We start from the raw sequence: 19,294 nt of genomic DNA on the forward strand, positions 1-19,294 counted from the left end.
TCCATTTTGCTCGGCCACAACGACTTACAGATCCATTGTAAGTCTCGTTAGGCCTAGTACTGCAGTTGTAGATAATCATTAAGAGATAAGGTAATGATGCTTCCCTTCGTTCGCTGGCGGGTCACCCAGTGATAGTACTGGGCGACACGTTGGTGACATCTTCTCCAGCAGGACAAGTGCAGCGCATCTTTCAGCCCTCTTCGTCGCTGGGCAATGGAGGTAAGGCACAGCCATCGCCGCATTTCGGCCAGGGAAAGAACAACGGGCCTTGCCCACCCAGGTTTAGCAACAGGCTTTTTTTTAGCTGATATCGGCGCAGCGTGACCAGCAGAGCGTAGGCCGCCATCACCAGTGTGATATGGCGATACCAACCTCGCCAGATTCGCACCTCATAGTGATCCAGACCCAGTTGTGATTTACTTTCCTGGAAACAGCGCTCGATATTCCACCGGCCCCCCGCCGCCAGCGCTAGGTCTTCGAGTGACGTACCGCAGGGCGCGAAGGTGAAATAGACCGTCATTTCTTGTCCGGCGTTCAGGAAACGTCGTACCAGTACGCCACGCTGCCATCCCTCGAAAGAGCCTGGGTTCAGCGGCAGATAGACCCAGTCATACTCCCGGGGCCCCTGGCTACCCGCTCCGGCGCTGAGACGGGTCCAGCCGACATTCCCAGGCAGGGCTTCCAGCAGGTCGCCCACTTTACGTTGTTCCAGCCCCTGCCAGACATACGCCTTGCGGTTGACGGCCATCACATAGCCTTGACCGCGCTCCTCCAGTGTCCAGCGCAGCTGGAAGGAATCGCCATAAACGGCATCTCCCGTCACCCAGCGGGCCGTGACACCGCGATCCAGCGTCCTGCTAAGCATCTCTCGAGCCAAGGCTGTCTTGGTCTTATGACTAACGTCTTCCGGGATGCCCGCTTGGCGACAGCGTTCGCGATCGTCTGCCCAATCCTGGGGAAGGAACAGGGCCCGATCCACCAATCCCTGCCCCCAGCAACTGGCATAACCGAGGAACACGCCAATCTGGCAATTCTCGATCCGACCTGCGGTTCCGCTATACTGGCGCTTGACCCCCACCGAATGGTGCCCCTTCTTGAGGAACCCCGTTTCGTCCACCACCAGCACCGCGTCATAGTCGCGCAGTACCTCGTAGACACGCTGTCGCACAGCATCGCGCACACAGTCTTCATCCCAGCGAGCCCGGTTGATCAGGTACTGGAAGCCATAGGAGTGCGCGATGCCCTGATGTTCCGCCAGCTGCCAACTGTTTCGTCGATCGACATCACCCAATAGGCCCCGCAGGTAGGCACCGAGGTGTTCCCGGGCCTCGGCGCGCTTGACGTAACCGCCCAGCGCTGTCAACCATGAAGATAACGACGATTCCCAATCACGGGTTTGCTTACGCACGTTCTCAAGGGTCAGTTCGTTCAGAATCGGGCACCTCGCTCACTCACCAGTTGTGATCAACGAAGTGTAGATTTTATCTACAACTGCAGTACTAGTAAGGTTTTGTGCTCAGTACCACTTGTACCATTCCAGTTCGCTTTTACGTCATTATAAGCGTCGCGTGATCGCGACGCTGTAGAGGTGCTGGTGCAGTCGCGGCGAGAGAGGTATGAGAAGAGAGTTATGAACAGAACGAAATCTCATGAAAGTATTATCATAATGCACATCCATCTGGGGAGGCATCTTCAACTTTTATCCCAGCGTATTAGATCTCTGTCTTGGCATAATACTCTTTGATTAAGGCTAACATCTGTGTTTGGTGCTGTTCGATAGCGATTGAGTCCCATTCTTCATCGGCTCTGCCGCTAAAAATATGCGCCAGTTTAAGTGAGTCATAACGGGGCTTGCCCTTAAAATCTTCTCGTTTCTTGCCCACGCGTTGGTTGCTGTATGAAGAATTCTCGCTAGGGCTTAGCAGCACTAAGTTGCCAAAGCCATCTCGGTGTACCTTAGCCAGTTCAACACCGAACTCTTCCTTCTGAGGATGAACGTGCTCCACGGAGTTCTTCGAAGTGATCCGATAGGCCGCCAGCTTGGATGCTTCATAAACACCGAAGCGACTGCGCTCTCGCCAAAGGATGTATTCCAATTTTTGGAACCAGTAATGTTCAAAGCGAGTGCCGTTGGGTTCCTTCAAATATTCGATAATATTGTCAATGCCTTGCATGGCAAAGTCTTCACCAGTCAATAGTGCAAAGCTAGCCACCTTCTGACTAGCTTTAGCTAAGGATAACTGATTATCAATGTGCTCCAGTAACGACAATACCTGCGTTTGTTTCATTTTTTCGCAAACTACTAACGTACCTAGAAACGGAGTCAGCCAATATTGTGCACTTCGTTCGCCAGTGAAGTTGCGCACACTCTGCAGTTGGCTTAAGTCGCTGCTTTCTAGCTGGGTACGGTTCAGTCCCCCACCATCGCTGATGCGGCTCTTATTTACGCTTGTCTGGCGCAAATTCCAGATTTGGTTGTCAATTTCAGGTAACCATTTCACCACCCATAGATCGAACTGATAACGCACTGTCCAAAGGCATTCGATGAAGGCTTTAGCCTGCTTCTCAGTGGCATTAGAGATGAAGTCTGCAAAGTAGTCATTGAGCCGACTGTCATGCAGGCGCGCTTCGACATCGCCTTGGCGCTGCTGACTAAGATAAATGCGATAAGTATGCATAAGCAGAAGGTTGAAACTGATGATTGAACGACAATAACTCTCAGGCTCCTCCCGTGCTTTTGGCTTGCTCACCTCAACCTCCGACAGTTTAGCCAACTGTGCAATGGTCATACCCTGCACATGCTTGGAGTGGACGCGCTTGAGCGGGAAGGAAGCAACACAGTGGTTGGCCAGATCAGGCTGTTTCAGGCGTCTCCAGTCTGCGTCCGGAAAGACCTTGCGCAGGTTGCGTTCGAAGAAATCGTCCATGTTTTCACAGGCCTGCCAAATCGCGTCGAAGCGCTGCTTCTGCGTCTCGATTACAGCCAGTAAACGAGACTTAAGAATATCGCTATGCTCCAACTGCACGCCACTGTTGTTCATAGTTGAGAACAGCCGGTTCAGATCCATGCCGTGAGGCATGATGTTGTTCACCCATCGAACCTTCAAAAACAGATATTCCGCCACTTCGGCCAGATACGCTTCATCATGGTCACTAACCAGTTCGTCTAACCGATCGGAAAGCGCCTTGCGCGCAGCAGAAAGGTGTTTGATATAGGCTTCATCCGCTTCAGAGAACCTGTCAGTATTTTCTTCATGCTCAAGACCAGCCCACGCCGCAAACAGCCGCTGCACTTCGTCACGAATGGCAAAATGGAGCCGGGGCTGTTTACTCCATACGATAAATTTCGCCAGTGAGTTATTGGGCACTACAGCAGTCAGCGCGAGTGCAATCAGCATCAACGTGGTCATGCGTTGCTGACCGTCGATCACTTCATAAAGAGAATGGGTTTGCCCGGAATCGCGTTGGGAGACGGCGGATGTCAGTACCGTGCCTATATAGTAATGTGGCGCGTCGGTATTGTAGGCCACTATAATCTGATTCAACAAGTCGACCACATACTCGCTCGGCCAGACAAAAGGGCGCTGGTAGCTGGGGATAACCAGTGTGATCTCTTCATCGGATAACAAGGCCGGTGTCTGTACACAGGAGTGAACATTAGTATTCATTTCGTACCTGCTAAGCTGGAAGAGTGTTTTTTGAACATTTTGGTGATAGCCTGCTTAAGTTCAACATCAAAGTTTGTATGCAGCGCTTCGCCCGGCTCGTTCAAGCTCATTGAAAAGTACGCCTGTACAGTACGCACGAACCGATACTTCACACCGTTCTCATCTAACCTCTCGGCAATGGAATAACTAAATCCCTGTAATGTCTCGATTAGTTCGTCATGGGTATAGCTGTAGGCGATCCAGTCCAACACTGGATTAAGCTCGACAAAGCTCTGAGCGGTGCTTTCACGCACGGCCTTTTCATTGCTCAGTCGTGGTGAAAATATCACTCTAAACAACCAGTACCCTGCTTCTAATAACCTTTGACGACCAAACTGGCTGACATACAGCAACACGGCACAATCAAAGAGCTTGCGTAAAAAAACGCTGCCGTTGGCCTGTACTATCAGTTTGTCGTAGAACTGGTGAAAAGACTCAAGGCTGATGTCATCGCGCCTAATCAATACCGCTCGCCGCAGCCCATGGAAATAATCGAAGTAATGTATGGCGTTGGTTCCAGTATTAAGCGGCTGTCGCATCGCATATCCACTGTCGACATGCAAGGATTGGCTCGCCCCAATATGGCTGACCCGCGCTGTGCGATATGCCAAGTCCTGGCCTTGCCCGGTGCGTTCGGCTAGTTCCTCAACAATCTCCTCGCGTAACTTCAGCGGCTGGCGATGGCTTGAGAGCTTGCGCCATTTTAAGCGCTGCCAGTGGCGCGCTTTCATCAGCGAGTCCATTGTGTCGTCAAGCTTGCCCCAGGCCTCCCAACGCCTTGCTTGTGTGTCCTGTTCCTGTCCCGGCACCCCACGCAAATGATGCGCCTTGAGGATCGATGGACCGTCTAGCCGGATCCCACCGGTGTTCTGCGTTTCGAAAAAACGGTATGCGTCATCTTCGCTGCGAGTGACGACCAAAGTGATGTTCACCCGGTTAAAGTCCACCGTAGGCATTGACTGTTTCTCTAGCCAGCGCAAATTGCGTAGGGCTTGGGCCTGGGACTCGGGGGAGGTTAACTCGATGCCTTTGGCGAGATTACGTTGCTTCTGTACATATGACAGCAATGCCAAGCTAATCAGGCGCTGCTGACCATCGATGATATTCAAAAAATCTGCGCGCATTCTTGGTGGACGCGACTGGTGGATGATGATGCTGCCCAAGTAGAAATCGTGCTTTATAGGCGTTCCATTCGTAGGTGGTGAGAAGCACTCGCTGAGATCGTTCATTAATCGTTGCAGATGTTTGATCTGCCAACGGTAAGGACGCTGATATTCGGGGATGTTCAAGCGCCCTTTTATATAGCTACCGTCGCTACCGAGGATCGACTCCCCGTCAAGTAAAGCGGCAATGGAGGTGCTTGCCACGACTATATTAGGGGCAACATGGTCTCTTTCTAGAGATTGAATTTCGTCCTCGGTGGGCTTCGTCATATGTATCGTTTTTTCCAGGAGTTCGCGGAACATGTGGTTGAGGTGGAATTAGAACCACTACTAAATAAGAACTAGATGATCTCAGTCAGAATTCGCCAAAGCAAGCTTTGCTGGCGCAAGCGAAGTTCTTAGTCACTAAGAGGACACCGCACGGTAATCCCCCCATTTTTAGAGGGTTTCAAAAGTAGAGTTCAGGCCACCGTGGTTAACTTCTTTTTCGGTATACACCTACGCAATGAGGAAGCTGAGCTGAATACAATCAAGATTTAACAGTCAGACAAAAACCCATCATTTACCATCCAGGCAGGCTCACGAATGACAGCCGATTGCTCCATTTGCTGTACCAACTTGTGCGCGCCAGAGGCAGGCACTAGTGCTAGCTGCAACAGTTGTTGCTTAGCCGTAGCAACATGCTGGCTGTTTGGAAAACCCGGCATACGCCAACGAAACCATTCATCGGGATGGCGAGATAACGTCATCAGCAGCGCCCGAGTAGGACCTGAGTTGTTGGCGAGCTGATGGGCCAACAGAGCAGGGAGAGACAGCCATGGGGCAAGATTCGCCGCGGCATTTAATATGGCGGTTGTTTGCAATGGCGTTAAAGCCTGCGCGCGCAACAGCCGTGGCAAATAGCGAGCAACGCCTGACTGGCCATTTGGTAATGAAAACCGTTGCCACTCCCCCTGGCCATACAGCGCGACGAGTACGTCCGTCGCTAACTCCACTAAGGCGGGTAAGCCTTGCTCCACGGTTGCCACACGTAAGAGGTGAACTAAACAGTCACGTTTTTGTGCTTCTTTTAATAGGGTTTTGCGATACGCCCGAGCATCAGAGCAGTGAGGCATACAAAGCGCCCAAAGGTGTAAATCCGCACTAAAGCCCTCTTCAACACGATCCACGGGCAGCTGCCAAGCCCAACGCTTATTAGCACGTTGGTAGTCTTGGTGGGTTAACGATAGGCGTTTGCGCTTGCGTCCACCCAAGCGCTGCCAGCCACTTAAAGCGCGTCGGCACTGCCAGAGCGCGTTGAGCGCTATGCCTTGTTTGGCCAAACGTAACAGCGTACTTAATGTGTAAAACACGCCATGAGGCGTGTGGCGTTGCGCAAGCACGTTTAACACACCTTCTAGTAATCCATGCTCTCCCGCCTCTATTCGGGTCAAGCAATGCGCCAGCGTCGACTCATCAATAAAAAAGCGCGCCTGGTTCAACAGTGGGTACGGAACACTGCCGTAACAGTCTACGGACACACCATCGGGCAGCGATACGGTGGTTAAAGCGCGGCAATGATGTAACGCGACATGTTTGGCCCAGCTGAGCGTGAGGGTTGTTAAGTGTGGCGTATGCAGTTGCACATGACCCCAGGCGTCGGCGAAGGTTAGTGCTTTTACGCTCCCTCGTAACGTGAGATGTTTGCGAGCTGTATGGTGTAAGGATGAAGAAGGCCGAGCGTCCGGCGTCTCACGTAATTGATTATGCGCTCCTTTTACGGTCGCTAAGGCTTTTATCCCTGCCACCTCATAGGAACCGCTAGATTGAATGGTCAGCGTGTTAAGAATGGATGCTTTCTCTATACTCACCTTAGTGGGGCCATCAATGACGCACTGTTCGACATGAGACGCATCGGGCAACATCCATGTGCCCTCGCCTGAGAGCCGTAAGCTTGCAGGCAAAAGACGTGGGTTGAGCACAACAGACAACTGATTGGGATTAACCGTTAATTCATCGTCCTCCCCCTTCTTCCCTGTCGAAGGGCAAAGATCGTCACTGTGTGCATCATGACCCAAAAGACGTACGCCCTCGTAGGCTGCCTTGTGAGACACCAAACGTAGCGTACCTGCTTGCCAATCCGCATCTAACTCAGTGACGTTTCCATGAATGAATAATGAGCGTGGCACATCCATACAGAACAGATGGATAACGGCACCTTGGGAGAGCTCAGGTAAATAAATCATGCGTAAGTTGGGCAGTCGGTCTAGCTGTAAATGCAGGTGCGCTTGCTCGCCACAGCCGCGAAAGTCCAACACTTCCAGCACCGGATCATCGTGGATATCCAAGGCACGCAGATGCATCTCTTTAACGACTAGCCAAGTACCTTGATGCGCGTTACCACATTTACCTACCAAAGCACCGCCACCATTATCATCCAGCAATAATGTATCCATGCCCACTCCTCCTCGTTGCATAAGAAGCAGCATACGGCACGGGTGCGACGCTCTGTGTCGCATTATTCAGACATACTGATACTCTCAATACACTTAGTTTGGCGCTACACTGGCGTTTAAATCTTTCTTAACAAGGAAGTTCTTATGGCTGCCTACTCTGCTCCTAATGCCCATGAAAAACGAACCCAAGGCCTTATTGTCCTTCAGGGCAACCGCATGGAAGATCTGCGTGATGTCACGATGGCGTGGCTAGCCCACCGCCCCCTGCATCCGCTGGAGAAAACCACGTTTCTCGTACAAAGCAACGGCATTGCCCAATGGCTGAAGATTTCTATGGCCGAGACGCAGGGTGGAGTAGGCAGAGGCATCAGCCTTGGCGCAGATGTCATGCTGCCAGCGCGCTTCCAGTGGCAGGCTTACCGCCAAGTGATTGACGCCGCGACGGGTGACAACAGCGTGCCCAAAAGCTCGCCCTTTGATAAGGGCCAGCTACGTTGGCAGATCCTCACTATATTGCCCGACGTTTTAAAGGATCCCCGCTTTGAGCCACTGGCTCGCTATCTTGAGGAGGATCCGGATACACGCAAGCGGTATCAGTTAGCCGAACGCATTGCCGATCTGTTCGATCAGTATCAGGTCTATCGCGCAGACTGGCTAACGGCCTGGGAGCAAGGCGATGACATCCTCACGCAGGGTTTTTTAGATAGCGCAGCACGCCAACAGCCGTTAGACGATGAGCACTTATGGCAACCTACGCTATGGCGCTTACTGGGTGACACGATTGCTGAGCGCTTGGGGGAGGAGGCTCGCCATAGTCACCGCGGCGCGATACATCAGCGCTTTAAAACGGCGGCTAACGAACTCTCTCAACGACCAGAAGGCCTCTCCCCCAGAATCGTGGTGTTTGGCATTTCATCCCTGCCCCTTCAGATGATCGAAGTGCTTGCCGCGCTTTCGCCGCTATCAGAAGTGATTTTATGTTTGCTCAATCCTTGCCAGCACTATTGGGGCGATATTATTGAGACGCGAGATGCACTGCGGCGCCATCATCGACAACGTCGTAAACAAGGCATGCCTGCCGATTTACATGCGACACCGGAAGCGTTGCATCTACATGCGCACCCACTGCTGGCCGCCTGGGGAAAGCAGGGACGTGATTATCTACACCTGCTCAGCGAATACGACGCGACTGAGCAGTATCAAGACGCCTTTACGGCGCTCCAACAGCCCGTTGACTGCTTTGTCACACCGGATACGCGTTATTTATTGGGCCAGTTACAGGATGACCTTTTAGATTTACGGCCGGCGGCTGAAAGCCAGGGCCGCTGGCCAGCGCTGAGCGCCACGGATCGTTCAATCACCTTTACGGTCTGTCATGGGCCGCAGCGCGAACTGGAAGTGCTCCACGACCAGCTGTTAGCGGCCTTTGGGGAGGATGCCTCGCTACAGCCACGCGATATTATCGTCATGGTGCCGAACATCAACGACTATGCCCCGTACATTGAAGCCGTATTCGGCCAGTTTTCGCCCCATGAACGCCGCTACCTGCCCTATCATCTTGCCGACCAACAGCGCCGCCACCGCGAGCCTCTCCTAGTCGCGCTCGAAACGTTATTAACGCTACCACAGCGGCGCTTTCGCACCAGCGAAGTGTTGGAGCTCCTTGATATCCCACCATTACGGCATGCCTTTGGGCTTGAAGAGAGCGACCTCCCCACCCTTCAGCGCTGGGTTCGTGACACCAATATCCGCTGGGGACTCAATGCTCAGCAACGCGCTTCACTCGATCTGCCGGAGCATGACGAGTTACATACGTGGCGCTTTGGTCTTGAGCGCATGCTCATGGGGTATGCCATTGGAGCCCCTGCTGAGACCGGCGATGACTGGGAAGGCATTGTGCCGTTTGATGAAGTGGCCGGCCTAGATGCACGCATTGCCGGCTCACTTTACCGGCTCATTTCCGCCCTTGAGGACTATCGAGAGCGCTTGGATACCTCACAGTCAGCGGACGGCTGGTCAGCGGTATTAGGCAAACTGATCGTTACCTTCTTAGCGCCTACTTCTCCACGCGAAGAACAGCTGTTAGGGCACGTGCAAACCACGTTAGACGCGTGGCAGCAAGAGATTCACGATGCTCAAATGGATCTGCCTATTAACTTGGCGGTAGTACGCGAGAGCTGGCTGTCGCGTATCGATGAACCTCAGTTGGCACAGAACTTTATCGTGGGGCGCGTCACCTTTGCGACACTGATGCCGATGCGCGCGATCCCCTTCCGCCACGTGTACATGCTGGGTATGCAGGAAGGCGCCTACCCTCGTAAAAGCCAAGCTCCCGACTTTGATCTCATGGCCATTCGCGGACACTACCGCCCGGGTGATCGCTCACGACGTGACGACGATCGATATCTGTTCCTCGAAGCCTTGTTGTCAGCACGCGAGCGTCTAGTGATTAGTTGGTGTGGTTTTAGCGCACAAGATAACCAAGAACAGCCGCCTAGCGTGCTAGTGGGGCAACTGCGTGATCATATTGCCGCTGGTTGGCGGCTAGCAGCGCAGGACACGCCAGCGCGTTTATCCGCCGATGAGCGCGAAAAACAGCGGCGTAGCCTGCTGGCCACCTTAACCGTAGAGCATCCACTTCAACCCTTTGGTCATGCGTATTTTGATAAAACCTCGCCACTGTTTACGTATGCCCGCGAGTGGCAAGGCGTCCGCTCAACAACCTCTGGGCCCTCATTGTTGCAAGTCTCTGCCTCGCTACCGTTATGGCAACCAGAAAGCACGGTGACGCTGAGTGCCCTGGCCAGCTTTATGCGCGATCCCGTGAGTGCACTGTTTCAGCAGCGGCTAGCAACGTCCATGCGTGACGATCACACGACGAGTGAAGACGACGAACCGTTTGACTTTGACTCTCTTGAAAAGTGGCAACAGCGCGACGCTGTATTGCAGCATCTAGGCCAGCGCCTCACCAGCGACCGAAATGCCGACATCGACCGGTTGTTTCAAGAAACGGTCGACACACGCCAACGAGCAGGCCATTACCCGCCTTCACCGGTAGGCCCCATTGTTCAACACGCACTGCTAGAGCACCTGCCTGACACCCTCACCGCCTACCAGACACAGCTGCGTCGATATCCTGACGCCGCCCACCCAGTGGTCTCGGTGTCTCACTCTGTAGAGATAATACCTGTCACGCTAGCGCCTTTTAACCACACTCAACCGGTGCATATCACCCTGAACGATACGCTAAATAACGTATTCTGTAGCGACACGGAAACAGCGCGGATCGTATTACTTTCTAGCCATCTGCACCAAGGTAACAGCTGGCATTGGAACCAGATCATGCGCCACTGGCCAGCACATCTAGCGCTACAGCTCACCCACCCAGAATCAACTACGCACCTGGTCTCACCAAGCGGTACCTTGGCCATACCCGGCTTTCCCAAAGCCCAGGCGGCAGAGTGGTTGGATAGGCTAATTCGTCAATGGTTTAGCGCCATGCAGGCGCCATTACCCACGCATTCTTCACTGGCATTTACGCTATTTGAATGCGCACCTGATGGCGTTGACCCACTCGACATAGAGGCGTTATGCCAAAACGAAAAGCTAGTGGAGGAATGGGAAAAGGCGTTCGACCAACTACTGCAGCGAAGTCCGCTGACAGTGCGTGAGTTACCTACCCTGGAAGATTTTTTATCTAATGACCAGTTTTTGACTGCTTGCCAGGATGTCCACCGTGACCTCTATGACTGGGTAGCCGCGCTAACGGCATCTGAGCACCCAACCACTGAACAGGAGGCACGCTAATGACCACGCTCCCCTCAACTGTGTCGTCTTCTGCCCCCTTAGCCCTGGGCCTTCCCCTACGCGGCAGCCAACTCATTGAAGCCAGTGCTGGGACGGGTAAAACCTTCACGATTGCGCTCTTATACGTGCGATTGGTACTTGGCCACGGGCAGCCCGAGGATGACAGCCATTCGTCCACTAATGGCTTTATGATGCCGCTGGTGCCTCCGGACATCTTGGTCGTCACCTTTACAGAGGCCGCTAGCCAAGAGCTGAAAGACCGCATCCGTGCCCGCTTAGTGCAAGCCGCAGAGGCGTTTAGGGCAACGGTGAAGGACGACGGCCTGCATCAAAGCGACTCCCTGCTCGCGCAGCTGCGCGACGATTATCCTCGCGCCCATTGGCCACTCTGCGCCCGCAGGTTAGAAGTGGCCGCCGAGTGGATGGATGACGCCGCTATTTCTACCATCCACAGCTGGGCACAGCGGATGCTCAAGGAGCATGCTTTCGATAGCGGGAAACTGTTTCACCAGGAGATAGTGAAAGACCTCACCTCCTTAACACAGGAGGCCGTATTTGATTATTGGCGGACACGCATTTACCCCATGGATGCTCCTGTGGCCGGAGTGATGATGGAGTTATTCGAATCGCCAATAGCGCTACATGGTGCCTTACGCACGTTATTGCAGCGTCATGATGTTCAACTCTGCTTTGCAGGCGCGCCCTTACCCAAAAAAGACCTGGAGGCACAGCTACGGGGGCTGCTTCCCGCTCGTGAAGCGCTAAATGAGGGCGAAGATAAGGCACGGCAAGCCTATTGTCAGGACGCAGAAGCGATACACCAAGCGCTGTACACCCTTCGCAGCAAGCTCAATGGCAATAAGTTTCGGGGCAAAAACGATGACACCACGTTTGCAAGCTGGTTAGAAGAGCTGGACGCCTGGGGGCAGGGAAAGCGCTGCCTGGCCGCGTGTAAGTTTGTCCCTAAACTCGCCACCAGCCAGCTGTTAGTAAATAAAGGCACCACGTTACCCGCCTTTGAGGTTCATGATGCGTTAGAGGAATGGCATAAGCTGTCTACCAGTCTTCACACTCAAGCCAAAGAACTGAAGCCGCTGGTACTGGCCGACGCACGCGAGTGGGTCTCCAACCGAGTAAACCAACAGCTCTCACAACGTGCTGAGATGGGGTTTGACGGTATGATACAGGGCCTTGCTGATGCCCTAAGCGGCAAAGGCGGCGATGCACTCGCACACAGGCTACGCACGCAGTTTCCCGTGGCGATGATTGATGAGTTCCAAGATACCGATCCTGCGCAATACCGTATTTTCGATGCGATCTACCAGGTGCAAGAGAACGCCCCTTCGTCAGCACTGATCCTGATTGGCGACCCCAAACAAGCCATTTACGGCTTTCGCGGTGGCGATATCTATACGTACTTAAAGGCGCGTGCTGCCACATCTCCACGTCATCACACCCTGGCAACGAACTTCCGTTCAAGCGCGAACGTAGTGGCCTCGGTAAATCAACTTTTTCGGCATGCCGAAAATGCGTTTACTCGAAAAGCCTTCAGGTTTGCCAACGAAACAACCCAAGAAAACCCCATGCCGTTTACACCGGCAGGCGCGAATGGCCGAAAAGAAGCGCTAGTGCTGAATAGCAAGCCGGCAGCGGCGCTAACAGCGTGGTGGGTGGGTGAAGATGACGAACCGGTGAATAAGAAGCGCTACCTTGCGCAGGCCGCTCGCCACTGCGCCAATCAAATCGCCAGCTGGCTTAACGACGCTGCCTCAAACGCCTCAGGTTTTGAAAGCACTACCGGCCAAGCGTTTCGGCCACTTCAGGCGAGCGACATTGCTATTTTGGTGCGCGACCGCACGGAGGCAGCTGCTATCCGTTCGGCATTGAGCGAACGCCAGCTAGCTAGTGTTTATCTATCTGACCGCGACAGCGTATTCGCTACCCCAGAAGCGAAAGATTGCTGGCGCTGGCTTAAAGCCATTGCTCATCCTGAATCGGTCTCGACGCTTCGCGCAGCACTTGCCACGCCCACGCTGGGAATGAGCCTTGCTCAACTGGATGAACTTCACCATAACGAGCTCGCCTGGGAAGCAACGCAAGAACGTTTTGCTGAGTATCGCGCACGCTGGCATCGCCAGGGCGTACTGCCTGCCTTACGTCAGCTGATGCACGATTATCGTGTGCCGGAGCAGCTGCTCGCTAAACCACAAGGGGAGCGCTGCTTAACTAACCTACTGCACCTTGCCGAATGGGCCCAACAGGCGAGCGATACCTTAGACGGTGACCAGGCGCTGATTCGCGTCCTTGGCGAACATATTCAAGACCCAAAACGCGATGAGCAAATCTTGCGTCTAGAAAGCGATGCCGACCTGATCCAGGTGGTGACCATCTTCAAATCCAAAGGGCTGGAGTACCCGATTGTCGCCCTGCCCTTTATCGCGACTTTTAAAGAAATTAACGGGAAATGGGGCACACCTCTGTTCCACGATGAACGCGGCAACGCGTTTTTAGAGCTAGCCAATAGTAAAGATGAGGCGAAAGAAGGCTTTGAAGCGGCTAATGATGAGCGGCTTTCTGAAGATATGCGCCTGCTGTATGTCGCGCTAACACGCGCTCGCCACGCGACGTTTATCGGGTTAGCCGCCCTGAAGCATGGTCGCAGCAAAAAAGCTCAAATCGATAAATCCGGTATTGGCTACTTATTAGGTGGTGGGAAGGTATTGCCCGACCTGGGGTCGATTAAAAGCGCGTGGCAGGTACACTCACAAGCCTGCGCTCATATTACCTCCCATCCCGCCACGAGCGAGGAGGTTAGCTACCAAGTACAGGCGACCAACCCTGAGTTAAAGACCACACGAACACCGAGCCACCCAGCGTTCACCCCATGGTGGATTGCCAGCTACTCGGCTCTGCAGCAAAAAGGTGTGAATGCCCCTGAAACGTCTCAGGCCGAAATTGAAACCGAAGAGCACCAGCCGATACGCACCGCCTTTATCCAAGGCACGCCTGAAGTGGGCTCGCTGCATGCGTTTCCTAAAGGCCCCAACCCCGGCACCTTTTTGCATGGCGTATTAGAAACACTGGCGAACGAAGGTTTTGATAACGCTAGCCGTGACCCAGAGCTTACTCAGCGTATGCTTCAGCGCTGCGCTCAACGAGGTTGGGAAGCGCATGGGCCTGCACTAAAAGCCGGTATCACGTCGTGGTTACATACCCCACTAGCAGCAGAAGGCGAGGAAGGCCCGGTGTTGGCATCGCTCACCCATTACCGCGCTGAACCTGATTTTTGGTTTGCCACAGTAAATGCCAAGACCCCGGTACTCGATAAGCTAGTGAAGGAGACGCTGTTTCCAGGAGAGCCACGGCCAGCGCTGGGCTTTCAACAGCTCAACGGTTTGATGAAAGGCTTTATCGACCTACTGGCAGAGCACAACGGCCAATATTACGTGATTGATTGGAAGTCAAACTGGCTGGGGCCTTCTGATGCGGCTTACACCCAAGACGCGCTTGCGCGAGCAGCACTGGATAAGCGCTACGACATGCAGCTGTGTATTTACTTGCTGGCACTGCATCGCCATCTAAGCCAAACCCTGCCCGCCTACGACTATGACCACCATATTGGCGGTGCCATGCTGGTCTTTCTGCGGGGCATACAAGCGCCTAGCCGGGGCGTTCTGCGTGTTAAGCCACCCCTTGCGTTTATTGAGCGCCTGGATGACCTGATGGCCGGAGAAAATCACAAGGAGGTGGCGGTATGAATACCCTGCACTTATCGGATAACGAGACCTTACTGATTACGCTTTTCGACTGGGCGCGCGCGGGGTGGATTCGCGACCTGGACGCAGCATTCGCTGACCAGCTAGCACGGCTTGCACCAGAGGCCGATGGCCCCTGCTTGCTAGCGGCGGCGATGGTCAGCCATTTAGCCGGGCAAGGGCATCTCTTACTTGATCTGACAACATTGACCACACAGCCCCGCTCGCTGATCGCTGTACAAGCTCAGGAAGCCATGCCCGAGCTGCCCACACCCGACTCCCTCATTGCCCGTTATGCAGACACCGGCTGGGAAAAAGCATTACGGGCTTGGTCGGCGGTGGGCACCGGCACTAACGGCAATGAGCCTCTTGTACTGGTCGGCTCCACGCTCTATCTGCGCCGCTATTGGCAGCACGAGCAGCGCATCACCGCGGCAGTGAACGCGCGCCTTGAACACGTGACCGATTGGCCCAGCGATCAAGCCGCCGACCTGCTGAACCGTCTGTTTCCGCCTGATGCACCTCATGCGGACGATGTACGGTGGCAAAAAATGGCGTGTGCGATTGGCGCACGCGCCCCCTTTGCAGTGATTACCGGTGGCCCTGGCACAGGAAAAACCACCACGGTCATTCGTCTGCTGGCGCTTCTGCAAGGGTTAACGCGTCTCGCTAACCAGCCCGCGCTGACGATTGCGCTGGCGGCACCGACGGGTAAGGCAGCCGCTCGACTCAACGAATCAATTGCCCAACAGGTGGCTGCGCTGAACGATATTGAGCTCCCTGAGGGTACGCAGCAGTCTGTGCCCACTGAGGTGAAAACACTGCACCGCTTACTGGGTGCTCGCCCAGATACGCGTCACTATGCCTATCATGCTCACCGCCCGCTGCCTTATGACATGGTAGTGGTGGACGAAGCCTCTATGGTGGATATCGAGATGATGGCAGCGCTACTGGATGCGCTGCCCTCCCACGCTCGACTGGTGTTAATCGGCGATAAAGATCAGCTGGCCTCGGTAGAAGCCGGGGCCGTATTAGGCAGTTTGTGCCAACGCGCTGATGAGGGGCATTACAGCGACCCTACCGCTCAATGGATTACCGCCACCACGGGTTACACGCTCGACGCCTCTTTAATGAATCTTTCTGGCCAGGCACTGGATCAGGTGGTCGCCAAGCTTCGCTACAGCTTTCGCTTTGATAGCCAAAGTGGCATCGGGCACCTCGCCGACGCCATCAATGCAGGTAATGCCAAGCAAGCGCACTCCGTACTGGCAGACACCCGCTATCAAGATCTTGCCCACCTATCGCTGTCAGCAACCGCGCCTTACCACAAGCTAACGACATTAGCCGTCGCAGGACGAAAAAATAATCCTCACGCACGCGGTCTTAGCCACTACTTGCACTGTATTCAGCAAACAGGCAACCGTCCTGACCTAGAGGACGACAAAGCCATCTGGGACGACTGGGCAGCCACTATTCTCAAGGCCCACAGCACGTTCCAGCTATTAACACCGCTGCGCCAGGGGCCGTGGGGAGTAGAAACGCTCAATGAGCGTATTGAGCAGGCACTGATACGTGAAGGATGGATTGATGCCTCAGCGGCTGAAAGCCACTGGTATGAAGGCCGCCCCGTGTTAGTCACCGGTAACGACTACGGCTTAAAACTGATGAATGGGGATATCGGCATTACCCTGAATGCACCGCGTCACTTTAAGACCAGTACTAAAACAGTACCCAAAGAGGAGAGCGGGTTAACGCTGCGTGTGGCGTTCCCCGATGGCCAAGGCGGTATTCGCTGGGTGCTGCCTAGCCGTTTGCAGCGCATTGAAACGGTCTACGCTATGACCGTTCACAAGTCGCAGGGCTCGGAGTTTAGCCATACCGCGCTGGTGATGCCTGATTCACTCTCGCCGATACTCACCCGAGAATTGATTTATACCGCCGTGACGCGGGCTAAGCATACGTTTACGTTACTCGACACCCACAGTGAGGTGCTAACACGCGCGATTGAACGCCGCATAGAGCGCTACAGCCGCCTATTTACCGTCTCAGACCAATAACTCTCACAACGAATCATTCCCACAACGCTTGAATTGGCACTGGCTAACAAAGAGCGTTCGCTAACGAAGGGCATCCGTTTCTCCTGCGACATGGAACGTCGCACCTAAGGGTTATGCTACTGACATAAGCAGCAAAGGAGACGGCCATGCAGTGGGACACTATCTTAAATCTTCATACCAACTCGGGTGATGATGAGACGCACGACCCGGAAGAGCGCCTTATGGCACAGCTTATTGCTGTGCGCGTGGTTCTGTTTCAAGGCAAAAACTGCTCGCTAGACGATGACGATTGGGAAAGCCTGTTTGGCTGGCTCGGCCTCAAAGTACCGGCCGCTGCAAAGGGTAGCCATCGCTACCAAGATTACAGCGCCTCTCTAAAACGCTGGTGGAAACGTACGAGCGCCACCATCAACCCATCCACTCATCTGAACAACCCCCTAGTGATCCTGTGTGAACAGATCGCGAGCTTGCTACAGCTCTCTGAGCTTGAAACGCATTTGCTCACGCTGAGCTGGCTACGACTGCGCTATCCACAAATGAACCCTACGCTTACCTGCATTGAAGACACCCATGCTAAGAAACTATTAGCCCAGTTGACCGGCCATGGCAGCGATGACGTGCACCTGTGCTTACAAGAACAAAGCCGCCTAAAAATGTTCGGGCTGCTGAATACGACCCACAATCACCGCCTACTAGACTTAGACGACACCTTATCACCAGGCCCGATGCTGCGTAGCTTAGCGCCACTGGTGAACCACGATGTTGCAACTCTTGCTTCCAGCACTTTACGCAGCTTAATCACTGAACGTCTGATGAGCCTTTGCCCTATCCAGCCTGCTGGCGCGTATTCATTCGCCAGTTTTGGTGCTGTCCCCCTGCGCCAGCTGGCATTAGATTACCTGCGTAACGCGATCGACACTCAACAAACCGGTGCTAACATACTGATTTACGGCGCACCTGGCGTGGGTAAAACGGAGTTTGTAAAATCGCTTGCCACACTGCTAAAGGTATCGCTATACGGCGTGCCAGTGGCAGAAAAAGATAACGATGTGCTTACTCCCAGCAAACGCTTGGGCCGCTACCAAGTCGTACAAGCGCTGATTGGAAAGCGCCCGGGGCTTGTGATGTTCGATGAGATCGAGGACGTCATTAACGACGAAGAAGCACTCCCCAAAGGCTGGATGAATCAGCTGTTAGAAAACAACCCGACGCCTGGCCTGTGGGTAAGTAACAGCGTGCATTGGCTCGACCCCGCTTACCTGCGCCGCTTCGATCTCATTATTGAAGTGAAGGCCAATCGAAACGAAGAGATGAATGCTCATTACCAGCAGTTGATTAAAACACTGCCCGTCACTCCCATAGGTCGGCAGCGTTTGGCAGAACAGCCGTGGATGACCCCAGCGGCGGCTAAACAGTTGTGCCGACTAGGCACGCTGTTTAACCCACGCACTCCACAGCGTAATGAACAGCATATTGAGACACTGATGGCACAACGCCTGCAGGCACTGGGTAAAGCAACTGCGCCCATAACGACCAGTGCTAACACTTCCACCGGCCCTGCCATGCCTGCTTACCGCATGGAGTGGCTCAATACTCGCCCAGGGCTTGAGAATATCGTTAATCGCCTAACGCGCCGCCAGCGTGGCCGTTTATGCCTGCACGGCCTGCCGGGCAGCGGTAAAACAGCCTTAGCAAAACATTTAGCTAAACGCCTGGGCCGCGAGCTGATTACCGCGCACGCCAGCAGCTTATTGGATAAATACGTTGGCGGGACGGAAGAAAAGCTCGCCGAGCTGTTTGCCAAAGCACGGCAAACAAGCGCCGTGCTGCTGTTGGACGAAGTAGACACCCTGCTGATGCAGCGCGATAACAGCATGAAAAGCTGGGAGATTTCCCACACCAACGAGCTACTGGTACAAATTGAGAACTTCGACGGCATACTACTCGCCACCACCAACCGCGTGGACAGCCTAGACCGCGCGGTAATGCGCCGCTTTGATCTCAAAGTCGAGTTTTTACCGCTAGCCCCTGAACCACTGCGCGAACTGTTAAAAGCGGTACTGCCTAAACGCGACCACATGCGTTTGGCCAGCATTTCCGCCAACTGCCTAGCTCAACGCCGCCTAACCCCAGGCAACGTGCGCACTGCGCTAGATCAACTGGACTTACGCGGGCTGCCTATTCGCCTGAACACATTGCTGGATGCGCTAACCATGGAGGAGCGCGAACAGCACGGCGAGCGCCAGCCAATGGGGTTTGTGTAGCACAGCCTTATGCACTGAAGTCAACAAATGGGAACAGAGATGCAACACATACAACGCGACATACGTAAGCGTCCATTCCGCGACGTTCTGCCACCCCGCTAAAATT

At 54.1% G+C, this 19,294-nt stretch carries 8 protein-coding genes; 4 read left to right on the forward strand and 4 right to left on the reverse strand.

The window, feature by feature from the left end; translation table 11 throughout:
* Positions 1-190 precede the first annotated feature (190 nt).
* From INT21_RS13620 to INT21_RS13635, 4 genes are all read right to left on the reverse strand, one after another.
* Positions 191-1,408 (reverse strand): IS701 family transposase, encoded by a 1,218-nt coding sequence (locus INT21_RS13620; RefSeq protein ID WP_319022700.1) that lies wholly within the window; start codon positions 1,406-1,408, stop codon positions 191-193.
* A 304-nt stretch (positions 1,409-1,712) separates the two neighbouring features.
* Complete coding sequence (locus tag INT21_RS13625) at positions 1,713-3,629, reverse strand: GmrSD restriction endonuclease domain-containing protein (RefSeq protein ID WP_193085339.1); 1,917 nt, start codon at positions 3,627-3,629, stop codon at positions 1,713-1,715.
* A gap of 35 nt (positions 3,630-3,664) precedes the next feature.
* A complete protein-coding gene (locus INT21_RS13630) occupies positions 3,665-5,140 on the reverse strand; it encodes a DUF262 domain-containing protein (protein ID WP_193085340.1) in 1,476 nt (491 codons plus the stop codon).
* A gap of 266 nt (positions 5,141-5,406) precedes the next feature.
* Positions 5,407-7,305 carry a hypothetical protein gene (locus INT21_RS13635; protein WP_193085341.1) on the reverse strand — a complete coding sequence of 633 codons (1,899 nt, stop codon included), beginning with the start codon at positions 7,303-7,305 and terminating at the stop codon, positions 5,407-5,409.
* A 144-nt stretch (positions 7,306-7,449) separates the two neighbouring features.
* On the opposite strand from INT21_RS13635, the gene recC reads away from it, so the two are divergent.
* The 4 genes from recC (at position 7,450) to INT21_RS13655 (ending at position 19,188) form a co-directional block, all read left to right on the forward strand.
* Positions 7,450-11,112 carry an exodeoxyribonuclease V subunit gamma gene (recC, locus tag INT21_RS13640; RefSeq protein ID WP_193085342.1) on the forward strand — a complete coding sequence of 1,221 codons (3,663 nt, stop codon included), beginning with the start codon at positions 7,450-7,452 and terminating at the stop codon, positions 11,110-11,112.
* Positions 11,112-14,870 (forward strand): exodeoxyribonuclease V subunit beta, encoded by a 3,759-nt coding sequence (gene recB, locus INT21_RS13645; RefSeq protein WP_193085343.1) that lies wholly within the window; start codon positions 11,112-11,114, stop codon positions 14,868-14,870. The genes recC and recB overlap by 1 nt, the downstream gene beginning before the upstream one ends.
* Entirely contained in the window at positions 14,867-16,924 is a 2,058-nt protein-coding gene (recD, locus tag INT21_RS13650; protein WP_193085344.1) for an exodeoxyribonuclease V subunit alpha, read from the forward strand. Before recB ends, recD begins: the two co-directional genes overlap by 4 nt.
* A gap of 146 nt (positions 16,925-17,070) precedes the next feature.
* Positions 17,071-19,188, forward strand: a complete 2,118-nt coding sequence (locus tag INT21_RS13655) for an AAA family ATPase (protein WP_193085345.1) — start codon at positions 17,071-17,073, stop codon at positions 19,186-19,188.
* Positions 19,189-19,294: the final 106 nt, after the last annotated feature.

Source organism: Halomonas sp. 3F2F, from assembly GCF_014897805.1.
In the GTDB taxonomy this organism is placed as follows: Bacteria; Pseudomonadota; Gammaproteobacteria; order Pseudomonadales; family Halomonadaceae; genus Vreelandella.

Coding starts and splice junctions, on each gene's coding strand:
- INT21_RS13635 (WP_193085341.1), bottom strand. CDS start 7,305: ATGGATACATTATTGCTGGATGATAATGGTGGCGGTGCTTTGGTAGGT.
- INT21_RS13655 (WP_193085345.1), top strand. CDS start 17,071: ATGCAGTGGGACACTATCTTAAATCTTCATACCAACTCGGGTGATGAT.
- recD (WP_193085344.1), top strand. CDS start 14,867: ATGAATACCCTGCACTTATCGGATAACGAGACCTTACTGATTACGCTT.
- INT21_RS13630 (WP_193085340.1), bottom strand. CDS start 5,140: ATGACGAAGCCCACCGAGGACGAAATTCAATCTCTAGAAAGAGACCAT.
- recC (WP_193085342.1), top strand. CDS start 7,450: ATGGCTGCCTACTCTGCTCCTAATGCCCATGAAAAACGAACCCAAGGC.
- recB (WP_193085343.1), top strand. CDS start 11,112: ATGACCACGCTCCCCTCAACTGTGTCGTCTTCTGCCCCCTTAGCCCTG.